This window comes from Aporhodopirellula aestuarii (genome assembly GCF_023701485.1).
Classification (GTDB): domain Bacteria; phylum Planctomycetota; class Planctomycetia; order Pirellulales; family Pirellulaceae; genus Rhodopirellula; species Rhodopirellula aestuarii.
Genome location: NZ_JAMQBK010000060.1, coordinates 328716 through 340259, shown reverse-complemented (window position 1 = coordinate 340259; position 11544 = coordinate 328716). Strand labels below are relative to the sequence as shown.

General features: G+C 56.5%; 12 protein-coding genes. 7 read left to right on the top strand and 5 right to left on the bottom strand.

Features of this window, described 5'->3' with window-relative positions:
- The first annotated feature begins 126 nt into the window (after positions 1-126).
- Complete coding sequence (locus tag NB063_RS21940; protein WP_250931019.1) at positions 127-831, top strand: ABC transporter ATP-binding protein; 705 nt, start codon at positions 127-129, stop codon at positions 829-831.
- Between the two features lie 60 nt (positions 832-891).
- Here the strand turns inward: NB063_RS21940 and NB063_RS21935 are convergent, their stop codons facing one another.
- From NB063_RS21935 to NB063_RS21915, 5 genes are all read right to left on the bottom strand, one after another.
- Entirely contained in the window at positions 892-1971 is a 1080-nt protein-coding gene (locus NB063_RS21935; protein ID WP_250931018.1) for a fatty acid desaturase family protein, read from the bottom strand.
- Between the two features lie 60 nt (positions 1972-2031).
- Positions 2032-3054, bottom strand: a complete 1023-nt coding sequence (gene dusB / locus NB063_RS21930; RefSeq protein ID WP_250931017.1) for a tRNA dihydrouridine synthase DusB — start codon at positions 3052-3054, stop codon at positions 2032-2034.
- Positions 3055-3076: 22 nt separating this feature from the next.
- Positions 3077-4387 (bottom strand): cytochrome-c peroxidase, encoded by a 1311-nt coding sequence (locus tag NB063_RS21925; RefSeq protein WP_250931016.1) that lies wholly within the window; start codon positions 4385-4387, stop codon positions 3077-3079.
- 151 nt (positions 4388-4538) lie between these two features.
- On the bottom strand, positions 4539-5564 hold the full coding sequence (locus NB063_RS21920) for a PP2C family protein-serine/threonine phosphatase (RefSeq protein WP_250931015.1): 1026 nt from the start codon (positions 5562-5564) through the stop codon (positions 4539-4541).
- Between the two features lie 237 nt (positions 5565-5801).
- The gene (locus tag NB063_RS21915) at positions 5802-7067 is read right to left on the bottom strand and encodes a radical SAM protein (RefSeq protein WP_250931181.1); all 1266 of its coding nucleotides are present in this window, start codon (positions 7065-7067) and stop codon (positions 5802-5804) included.
- A 268-nt stretch (positions 7068-7335) separates the two neighbouring features.
- Between NB063_RS21915 and NB063_RS21910 the strand changes: the two genes are divergently transcribed.
- The 6 genes from NB063_RS21910 (at position 7336) to NB063_RS21890 (ending at position 10689) form a co-directional block, all read left to right on the top strand.
- Complete coding sequence (locus NB063_RS21910; protein WP_250931014.1) at positions 7336-8733, top strand: Gfo/Idh/MocA family protein; 1398 nt, start codon at positions 7336-7338, stop codon at positions 8731-8733.
- A 156-nt stretch (positions 8734-8889) separates the two neighbouring features.
- Positions 8890-9345 (top strand): 50S ribosomal protein L13, encoded by a 456-nt coding sequence (gene rplM / locus NB063_RS21905; protein ID WP_250931013.1) that lies wholly within the window; start codon positions 8890-8892, stop codon positions 9343-9345.
- Complete coding sequence (rpsI, locus tag NB063_RS21900; protein ID WP_250931012.1) at positions 9342-9755, top strand: 30S ribosomal protein S9; 414 nt, start codon at positions 9342-9344, stop codon at positions 9753-9755. The genes rplM and rpsI overlap by 4 nt, the downstream gene beginning before the upstream one ends.
- Before the next feature lie 13 nt (positions 9756-9768).
- Positions 9769-9990 (top strand): translation initiation factor IF-1, encoded by a 222-nt coding sequence (gene infA / locus NB063_RS21895; protein WP_008681989.1) that lies wholly within the window; start codon positions 9769-9771, stop codon positions 9988-9990.
- Between the two features lie 60 nt (positions 9991-10050).
- Positions 10051-10149, top strand: coding sequence for a 50S ribosomal protein bL37 (locus tag NB063_RS32670; RefSeq protein WP_372894368.1), 99 nt, complete (start codon positions 10051-10053; stop codon positions 10147-10149).
- A 6-nt stretch (positions 10150-10155) separates the two neighbouring features.
- Entirely contained in the window at positions 10156-10689 is a 534-nt protein-coding gene (locus tag NB063_RS21890) for a 3-hydroxyacyl-ACP dehydratase FabZ family protein (protein WP_250931010.1), read from the top strand.
- The last annotated feature ends 855 nt before the right edge of the window (positions 10690-11544 follow it).

Below are 11544 nucleotides of genomic sequence, written 5' to 3'. Positions count from 1 at the left end.
GATCTAGCGGTAGACGACACTCGTGCTTAGCGCCACGGACAACTGTTTTCAACGTAGCGTTGCGACTCGGCTGGCAAAACACACTTCCCGCTCGGTCCCTCAATGCCGTGTCCATCAGGATGAACCATGACTCACGATGAATCCATTTTGCTGGCTGTTGAAGACGTTTGCAAAGACTATCCCGATGGGAATGTGCACGCGCTCGACCACGTCAGTTTCGAAATTCGCGCAGGTGAATATGTCGCAATCATGGGTCCGAGCGGCAGCGGCAAATCCACCTTGCTGAGTATTCTCGGGACTCTCGACCGGCCCACATCGGGCAAGGTGATTTTTGAAGGCAAAGTGGTCGATTCGTCCACCGATCTGGACGAACTGCGATCGCGGGCGATCGGATTCATCTTTCAGTCGTTCTACCTCCTGCCGACACTCACGGCGTTGGAAAACGTGCAGGTTCCCATGTTTGGCCGTGGGTTGACGGGTGCCCAACGAATCGAGAAGGCCCGCGAATTGATCGAAGCGGTCGGAATGACCGATCGAGCCAAGCACTTGCCCAAACAATTGTCGGTCGGGCAGCGACAACGGATCGCGATCGCCCGGTCGCTCGCCAACGATCCACGATTATTGTTGGCCGACGAACCGACCGGCAACCTGGATACCGTCACCGCCGCGGGCATTTTGGAATTGTTCGCTCAACTGCATGACGATCGAAAAATGACCCTCGTCACGGTCACACACAGCGAGGAAGTCGCCGTAGCAGCCCAGCGGGTACTGCGTGTCCGAGATGGTCGCATCGAATCCGACGAACTCAATACGTCCTTGCAGACTTCCTAAGCAGGTACATAGAAGCGATTCGGTATAACGACAATTCNNAGATGATTCCTGCAGACCTGGTTAGTTGCTGCCCTGTTCGGCGTGCGCGACCTGGGCGACTTGATCGCGGCTTGCGTTCACCTCGCGCTGCGTCTCCATCAGTTCGCGTATCACTCCGGTGTAACCACGTGTAATGTGTGCTCGCTCACGGAACTCGTCATCCTGCATCAATTCGCGATGAAGTTTTGCGAGCTGGCAACCGGGGACGGAGGGGAACAGATGATGCTCGAGGTGGTAGTTGACGCCGTAGGGTGAGATCAACATCCGCTCGATCCAGCTCGGCAAGACGGTGCGAGTGTCGTTGAGTTCATGATCACCTCGAGTCCCGAGATGCTCGGCGGTAGCCCGAATGCGGTTAATTAAGTTTAACAGCGTGATACCGGCGAACATGTAAACGGCGAGCAGAATCAAAGTCGTCCGCGTGTCGAGCTTGAGTGCGATCGCAAAGAAACCGTACACACTCGCCGTCGAAAGGACGTACAGCACGCGGCACCGAACCGGGAAATCGGGTGAACGAAAATTGTTCCAGGGCGCCCAGTGTTTGTACAAGATCCAACCGCGTAAGAAATTCATTCCGAACACGCTACGGATCAAGGTCAAGAACAAACCCAAGCGGGTTTTGGGCCACTCAAACCACTCCCGTTCTTCTTTCTGCGCCGCGAGATCTTGATCTTCTTCGGTGTTGGTGTACCGGTGATGGCGGAAGTGAGTTTTGCGATACAGCGTCGTGCTCATCCCGAGTGGGAACGCCACAAAGAGGTCTGACACGACATCATTGACCACACGGTTTTTGTAGAGCAGGTAATGAGCACCATCGTGCATCAAAACACCCAATGCCTGCATCCGGCTGGCTAGAACCACCATTGCAAGCAGATAAACCGCCCAGTGATCCAGTCGAGCGGCGATCACCATAGCGGCGATCATGATCAGCCACTGGGTTGCGAGGTAGATCGTCGTGCGAAAACCGTTGACCTGAGAGAGCGAACGGACCAATTCGATATGGCGTTTCCGTGAGAAACGTTCCAACTGGCGTCTCGGTTCCGCATCCGTCGGACTGGCCTGGGACGTCGCCTCCTGCAAAATTTGATCGACTGTTCTCATCGGACGGGCTGGGGCAAATCGGGAGTAATCGTGAGCGAACGCTCAACCAGTTTACTCCGTTCATTGTACCGGATTGAGTGGAAAATGCTCTTCCACGACCGCGTGGAACTCTGCGGCAGTCGAAACCTTGGCGACATGCGTTCGGAAATGCCGAGCGCCGCGTTTCCCCTGTGCGTAACAGCACGCATATTTTCGCATGAGAATCGTGGCTTTTTCTTCGCCAAATCGGTCCACGACGAGTTGATAGTGATGCAACATCACGTCGCGTTGTTCTTGCAGGGTGGGTTCCGGCGGGACCGGTTCGCCACGCAGGGCCGCGGCGGCTTGGGCGAACAACCACGGCCGTCCCAAACACGCCCGGGCGATCATCACCGCATCGACGTTGTAACGCTCAAACGCAGCAACCACCTTCTCCGCACTGTCGAGGTCTCCGTTGCCGATCAGCGGGATATTCTTTAAGTGGGCCTTGATCTCGCTGATCCGATCCCAATCCGCGTTCCCTCGGAACATGTCCGCGGCCGTTCGCCCGTGCACGGTCAACGCGGCCGCCCCCGCCTCCTCGACCACCTTGGCGATCTCGTTGCAGTTGACGTTGTTCGGGTGGCATCCCAAGCGGATTTTCGCCGTAACGGGCGTCGGGGCACATGCCACCACGAGCTTGGAAATGATCGCATGCATCCGCTGGGGTTCACGCAGCAGATAACTCCCGCTGTGAGCCTTCTCGGTGACCTGCCGAACCGGGCATCCGAAGTTGATGTCGACAACACTGACGCGGTACTCCTCCACGAGTCGCTTGCCGACTTTGGCCATCGTCTCGGGGTCGTTGTCCCAGATCTGCACCGCAAGCGGTCGCGGTTCGTCGCCGACGCCCCATAAACGATCCGGATGCTCCGCCTCGTGCTCATACATCCAAACGAACCCTCGCGCGTTGACCATTTCGGTAGCGAGCAAACCGGCGCCGCCAAATTCGCGAACGATTTGACGGAAAGCAGCGTTTGTGAACCCCGCCATCGGCGCCTGCAAAATAGGCGGGTCGATGATCAGGTCACCAATTTTCAAAGGTGCGATAACGGTAGAGGGCATCAGACTTCTTGGGGAGGAGCGGTTATTTGTCGGCCGGCAAACGTCCGGTTTCGATCACCGGGAAGTCGCTGGTCAAACCTTCGACCATGAAAGCGACCAAGTCAGCCTTTTCACCGTCGGTAAGGTTCAGCACCTTCATTTTATCGCTCAGCCAAGGATTTGGATGCCCGCCCTTGTTGTACCACTCGATGACTTCCTCAAGCGTTTTTTGGCTGCCGTCATGCATGTACGGAGCGGAATCGGTCACATTTCGCATCGTGGGCGTTTTGAAGGCGCCTCGGTCCTTGTCCTCGTTGGTGACGACATAACGGCCGAGATCAGGATCGTCACTGTCCATTCCCACGCCGATGTTGTGGAATTGCTCGTCGGTAAAGTTCGCACCGGCGTGACAGGCGGTGCAGTTGGCCTTTCCGAATGTCAGTTCCATGCCTCGAATTGCCGATTCGCTCATCGGATTCTTCGCCGCGTCCGCTTTGAGTTTGGCGTACTGTTCGGCGAGCTCGGGTTCTTCGTCAAGATACTCAAGGTCATCGGCGAATGCCTTTTCAAACGTCGCCAATGGGGCGTAGTAGTCGTATGGGGCGGGCCCCGTCACGACCGCACGTTCAAACGTTGCCAACGCCCGGCCCACATTGTCGATCGTCAATCCGTCTTCGAAGACTCGCTCAAACTCATATTGGTAGACCGGAATGGAAGCCAGGGTTTGCACGCAAACCTCATGGGTGTTCCCCATTTCGATCGGGTTGGCGATCGGTCCGACGGCTTGCTCTTCGAGCGTGGCGGCACGGCCGTCATGGAATTGATGGCGGCTTAAGATCCGGTTGAACGAGACCGGCGAATTACGATTACCGGTTTGGTCTCTGACGCCCACGCCAAATTGCGTATTCGCCCCCCAACCCTGGTCGGGTGCATGACACGATGCACACGAAATCGTGTTATCCGACGAAAGCCGAGTGTCGAAGTAAAGCTGACGCCCCAGCTCGATCTTGGCCCGCGTCATCGGATTCTCTTCAGGGATGAAAATGTTTCCCGCTGCCGCATCGAGACCGCGCGGCAACCGCACATCGAGCACGGCATGGTTTTCCGGCTTTGCGAACCAATCTTTCACTTGCTCCATCGTCAACGGTCCCTCACCGGGAATCCCGGCGGTCAGCGACGGATCGCCCAAACTCACCGTGGCGGTCGCCGGCCCGGCCTGAGCATCCGCGGCGCTGACCAGCGGGGCGTCGAACGACAAACCAAGACCAGCCACGCAGATCATGCCAACTAGAGCAACGGACGCTGATCGCAAGAAACGAGACGGGTGTGGAACAGGATGCAAAGAGGTGTTCATGGCGCGTTCTGGTTCAGAATGGGGCGGGAAACCAAGGGGGAAGACGACTCTCCGACAACGAAGAATCCTCGCTCCATTCTAAACCAAGAGCAACCTGTTGGCACGTGCCTCGTTTCGAGGTGCGACCAAGGAGCAAGCGGTGCAACGAGTGCTAACCAGGGAGGGTGTCTTCGTCGGCGAAGTCCTCGGGCATGATGCCGTCCTCAGTCAACAGATGAGACAGATCGGTCTCGTCATCTTCATCGAAGCAGTTGTCGAAACGCTGAAACTTCAATGCTGACAAACCACGCTGGCGGAAACACATCGCGTGCTCGCTGGCGGGCTTGGGCTCGGGACTGCAAACGACCACGGTAATGTTGTCTTCACCTCCGGCCGAATTCGCCAATCCGACTAACCGGTGGCAGATGCTGCGATGGTCACTGCACCCTTCCGAAACAACGCCCGCCAAAGTTTGCGTGGACAAATATCGACTCAAACCATCGCTGCACAACAGCACCATGTCTCCTTCGGACAGATCCGTGCGTCGGACCTCGGCAATCAACTCTTGTTCCCCGCTGCCCCCGAGCACATTCCACAACACGTTGCTCCACCGACTCTGCTCCTCCTCCTCCGGCTTGAGTCCGCCCGATTCAACCAATTGCCGGGCGAGCGTGTGGTCCGTGGTCAACTGCTCGCATTGACCATCCCGAATAAGATAGCAACGACTATCCCCGGCATGAACGACATACATCCTCGGCCAAACGATGTAGGCCAACGTCAAAGTGGTGCCCATGCCCCGATGGGAATCGTCCGTGGCGGCTTCCGACAATATCCTCGCATGAGCTTGCCGCAATAAATCCTTGAGCGAGTCAATGAATTCTTCCTCATGGTCTCGATCGAGGTGCAAAAACCAGTGCATGCGATTGAGCATCTGAGTAATCAGTTGATCCATCGCCACGCTGCTCGCTCGCCTGCCCGCGGCATGCCCACCCATGCCATCAGCCACGATCAGCAGTTGCCCGGTGGCGCTGCCGAACAGCGGCATGTCGTCATCAATGGGCAAACTAGTCGACTGAACCAGCATCGATTTTCGCAATTCAGCGATCAAGAATTGATCCTGATTCTCGGTGCGACGGCGACCGATATCGGTGAGTCCACAGGCGTTGTTCGAGCAAGTCTCATCGAAGGGTTCGCTCATCAGTCGGTCCTCTCTCCGGAGGGGGATTACAAGAGGACTGAGTGTAATCCATCTGCCTTAGCGGGTTCAGGTGGTAACGAGCTGCTTTTCGCTGAAAAAAATGCCAGGAGCACCAAACGCTCTGAAGGGCCCGATCGACACTCAGTCGCATCGGGTTTTGCGAAACGGTTCCGAATTCGGCCGGAGGAGACCGCTCGATCGAATCTGACTCAACGACCCACCAACGAGCCACTCCGATCAGGAACTCGCATCTCCAATTTGCACGAGTTCGGGAGAATCGCTTTTGTCGTCAGGATCTTGGTACTTCGTCGGATCAAAGTGCTTTGCGTAAGTGCCGAAATCGTTGAAGGCGTACTTCTTGGCCCAGCGGTAGACGAAACTGCGTTCGGGAATCTCATCGCCGGGTTGATACTGGCTCCGCCGCGGCGAAACGTTTTTCAGCTCATCGATCACACCACCACGAGCGGTCGTGTCCCGAGCACCGTGTTTTTCCGCCAGCTCCACGAGCAAATCTGGTCGCTCCATGATCACGCAACCGCGCGTCTGGCCCGCCGTCAGCTCCCGGAAATCCTTCAGGAAATTCGAATTGTTAAACGTGTCCTTAAGAGGCCGGTCATCGTGAATCGACTCGGTCGCGAGCTGAATCACGGGGCACGGTTCAATATCTCCCCACGGGCCGATGTGATGAGTGAAACCGGTGACCGCCGGACACAAGGCGTTGCCCGCGTCATCGTGGTAAGCGTCGATCACGACAATCGGTTTGGTCGCACGAGTATCGACGACGAACTGCCGGACCCGGCGTTGCTCCTCGCTGGAAAGCGCAAGCTGCGGATTGGGCTCGGGACCGACCGGGCGATAGATATGGAACCAGCAATACATCACGCCCATTTCGATTAGACGATCCACCCATCGCTCGTTAACGAGATCGTCGATGTTCGACTTGCACACGCTGGTGCAGACGCCGACGAGCAATTTGTTTCGCACGGCCGCCTCGATCCCGGCCATCGTTTGGTTGAGCACGCCGTCACGACCGCGGCGGGTATCGCTGATGATTTCGCTGCCTTCGACGCTAATTAATGGCGTCACATTGCCGCAGGCTCGCAGCCTTTGGGCGACTTCGTCGGTGATGAAATGCCCATTGGTAAACACTTGAAAGTACACATCGCGGTGCCTCTCAAAAAGTGTCAACAAATCCTTATGCATGAATGGCTCACCGCCGAGGATACCAAAGAAGCTGTTCCCCATCGCTTTGGCTTGCTCGATGGTCCGGGTTGCCGCGTCGAGTTCGATCTTGTGCTGCTTTGCCGCGACGTCGACCCAACAACCTTGGCAACGAAGATTGCAGCTATTGATGACCGACATGTAGAGAAATGGCGGGAAAAACTCGCCTTTCTTGAGTCTTCGCTTGTGTCGGTGGATGCTCCGAAGTCCTTTGACGCCTAGCATCCAAACGGCTTTGGCGAGCAACCGCTTGTCCGTTTCCAAGGCAAACCGGCGAGCCATTCGGAGATACATGAGCGAGAAAAATTCCTTCGAACGCGAGAGCACTGGGGGAGGACGGGGCGATGGATATCGTAGCAGAATCGTGTCGGCTGTCCCGTTTACTTTATCCGGGCTCGTCAAATAGTTCGCGGTGATTGCCAAAGTCTCTGACCGAGCAAATCGGTATCGACTGAACACACGCAGCGTCTATTACGGCAATCCACAGACTACTATAATCCGGCTAGACCGCCCATTTTCTATCCCACCCGCATTGAGAGAGGCCCACGCCATGTCGAAAAAAGACCCCGTTCCAGCGCCGCAAACCGGCAAACGCCTAGCCATTGGTCGTCGACGCATGCTGCAGGCGGCGGGAGCTGCCATGGCGACACCGTATTTCGCCTGGAACCCCCGCACGTTGGCGGATGAAACCAAAAGCAAGAACGATCGCATGTCGATCGGCGTCATCGGCGCCGGCGGGATGGCATCAGGAAACATCAATTCCGCGAAACGCTGGTTGGACGTCGTTGCCGTGGCAGACGTCGATTCGGGTCGTGCGGACGGATTCAACGAGAAATACAGCGGCGGCAAAGCGGATGTCTATAACGATTACCGCGCAATACTCGACCGTGACGATATCGACGTGTTGCACATCGCCACCCCCGATCACTGGCACACCAAACCATTGATTGAAGCGATGCTCGCCGGAAAAGACGTCTACTGTGAGAAACCGCTCACGCTGACAATCGATGAGGGCAAATTGATCCGCAAGGTCCAAAAGGAGACCGGGCGAATTATTCAGGTCGGTACCCAACAACGCAGCACCTTCAACCTGTTCGCCAAAGCAATGGCGATCGTCAACGAAGGACGTCTGGGTAAACTCCGCCGCGTCCAAGCCGCAATCGGTGCCGCCCCCACCAGCCCCGAAATCCCCGTCGCCGAAGTGCCCGCCAACCTCGACTGGGATCGCTGGCTCGGCCCAGCCCCCAAAGTCGACTACCGGTACCTCAAAGCCGGAAGAGGCCGTCCCAACACGAACTGCCACTACGAATTCCGTTGGTGGTACGAATATTCCGGCGGCAAATTGACCGACTGGGGTGCCCACCATGTCGACATCTGCAACTGGGCCCTCAAGCTCAACGGACAAACCGAGGGACCTCTTTCGATCAGCGGCAGCGCCACCCACCCCGTTGAATTCAAGAATGGAGTTGCTCAGCAAAACGACCGATACAATACGGCGACCGCGTTCAATTTCAGCGTGATGTACCCCGGTGACACCGAGATGATCATTCGACATGACACCGACAACGGCGTCCTGCTCGAAGGCGACGAGGGCCGAATCTTCGTCAACCGCGGCAAATTGGTAGGAAAACCGGTCGACGACTTGAAAGACAACCCATTGCCCGAAGACGCCATTTCCAAGGTCTACAAGGGCCTACCGATGGAACACAACGAGCGGACTCAGCACTGGGCCAACTTCCTGCATTGCTCCCGCGAAGGGCTCGAGCCGATTTCGGACGTGCACTCGCATATGCAAATGCTCAACGTTTGCCACCTCGCTGGAATTTGTGCCCGCGTCGGCCGTGACCTGAAGTGGGACGACTCGTCCGAGCAAATCGTTGGCGACGAAGAGGCCAATTCGATGCTCGCGAGACCGTACCGCGACGGCTACGCCATCGAAATGGGCTAATTGCCCACTCAAACGGGCGAATTGCCCAGAAACAGATGCAAGGGCTTTCGAAAAAACCTGATTTCGGTTAGTCGGAAGCCCTTGCCATCAACGTGGTGTGTCGAGTACGCTCTGCGATTCAATTTTTTGATGCCTCCCCTGAGAAAAGTTCCCACCGTGGCTGTTCAGCGAACCTACATGGCCAAACCCGGCGAAGTCGAAAAGCAATGGCATGTCGTCGATGCTACCGACGAAGTACTGGGCCGTTTGGCTAGCGATATCGCCGTCGTTTTGATGGGCAAACATCGCCCCGAATACACACCTCACGTCGATTGCGGTGACTTCGTCATCGTGACCAACGTCGAAAAAATTGCGATGACCGGCAACAAAATGCAGGATCGTCACTACACCTGGTACACCGGATACCCCGGACTGCGACTCGAAAGCTACCAGGATCGTCAAGACCGCAAACCAGAAGATCTGTTGCTGCACGCTGTGCGCCGCATGTTGCCAAAGAACAAGTTGGCCCGCCACATGCTCAGCAAACTGAAGATCTATGCCGGCCCTGACCACCCGCATACCGCACAACAACCAGTCGAATTGGCCCGTAAGAGCAAGAAAGTCAGCGCATGATCGCAGTTAAGAAAGACAAAATCACCGGCGATGCGCTGGGAACGGGCCGTCGCAAAAGCAGCGTGGCTCGGGTTCGCGTCCGTCCGGGCAGCGGAGTGTTCACCATCAATGGAAAACCATTGAACGAATACTTCGTCAATGACCGAGATCAACGTGTGATCCTCGAGACACTCGAAGCAGCCGGATTGGCTGATAAAGTCGACATGACCGTACGTGTTTCAGGCGGCGGATTGACCGGGCAAAGCGGTGCGATTCGCATGGGCTTGGCTCGGGCTCTATGTTCGCACGACGAAGCCTTGCATGATCCAATGCGAGAAGGCAGTTTCCTGACGCGGGATTCCCGCATGAAGGAACGGAAGAAACCTGGTCTTCGTGGTGCCCGTCGCGGCGTCCAATTTAGTAAACGATAACCAGGCCTTAGTCTTGAGCAAGAAAGAAGAAGCTTTCGAAGTTGAGGGGACCGTCACCCAGGCGCTCGCCAACACCCGTTTCCGTGTTCAACTCGAAACCGGCAACGACGTGCTCGCGCACGTCGCCGGACGCATGCGTAAACACTTCATTCGGATCGTCCCCGGGGACAAGGTCCGCGTGGAACTATCTCCCTACGACTTGACCAAAGGTCGAATCGTCTACCGAGAACGCTAGTTCCCCTTTCGATCCCTGCTCTCGTTCAACCACTCATCCCTTCACCTCAGGTAACCTCTCGTGGCGAAACCACACCATAAATTAAAGAAGGCAAACCACGGGCGCCGGCCCGCTAGTGCCAAGGCTCGCAAGGCAAAACGAAAGAAGATCAAGACCTGATCTGCCGTGAAAAGCGACTTTATCATCCAGCCGAGCCTCCTCGACTTTGACAAGCCGATTGCGGACATCGAAGAAATTCGAAAATACAACCCGCAACGGCACGAAATGGAGCAACTCACCGCGATCCTACACGAGGATCTCGAGTCCCATTCGTGCGCCGCCTACAAACAGATCACCGATCAGGAGTTCTGGGTTCGCGGCCACATGCCCGGTATGCCGCTCATGCCCGGCGTCATGATGCTCGAAGCTGTCGCTCAGCTTTCGAGCTACTACACCCAGAAGCACGACCTGCTCGGTGCAGCAATGGTCGGCTTCGGAGGCGTTGACGAAGTCCGCTTCCGTGGCGTTGTCGTCCCCGGCGATCGCCTTATCTTGATGGTTCGTCTCGACAAAACCCGCCGCGGACGAATGATCGTCGCAAGCTTCCAAGGTGTCGTTGGCGAAAACCTCGTTCTTGAAGGCTGCCTCCGTGGCATCCCGATCCCGATCGAAGCCGTCACCGGACAACTCGCCGGCGGCCCCAAAGCGACAAACGGCTAGCAGTAGCCCACGTTGGTTTGACTTCGCCAGAATGCCCCCCCCCGGCATTTCATACGCTCTCGCAAGCTTGTCGATGCAAAAGGGGCGTCGTGAAGCCAGGATTATGATTAAGAGTAAGATTAGGATTAAGACCAAAGCCCACCACCAACACACCCTTATTCTTAATCTTAATCGTACTCCTAATCCTAATCTCTCCCCCGCCTCGTCTCACTCACGTTCAACCAACTGCCGGCCCAACAAAGCGTGCATCCAGTGGGAGAATGGAACGGCACAGCCCCGTGCCACACGCCCAGCATTCAAGGGCGTCCGACTGGCCGGGCATGGTTAGCAGGACAGCGTGACATTGCACGAGACACAACCGTGCCGTGCCGGTCAAACGCAGCTGGCTTCGCCAGGAGGCGGCCCCTTGGCATGTCACACGCTCTCGCGAGCTGACTGAGGTGAACGTGGGCGTCGTGAAGCCAGGATTATGATTAAGAGTAAGAGTAAGATTAGGATTAAGGCCCACCAACACATCCTCATTCTTAATCTTAATCGCACTCCTAATCCTAATCTCTCCCCCGGCCTCATCTCACTCACGTTCAACCATCTGCTGGCCCGACAAAGCGTGAGACTGGAACGGCACAGCCCCGTGCCACACGCCCAGCATTAAAGGGCGTCCGACTTGCCGAGCAAGGGTTAGCAGGACAGCGTGACATTGCGCTAGAAACAGCCATGCCGTGCCGGTCAGACGTAGCTGACTTCGCCAGGAGGTGCCCCCCTCGGCATTTCATACGCTCTTGCGAGCCTGTCAATGTGAAAGGGGCGTCGTGAAGCCGGGATTATGATTAAGAGCAAGATTAGGATTAAGACCAA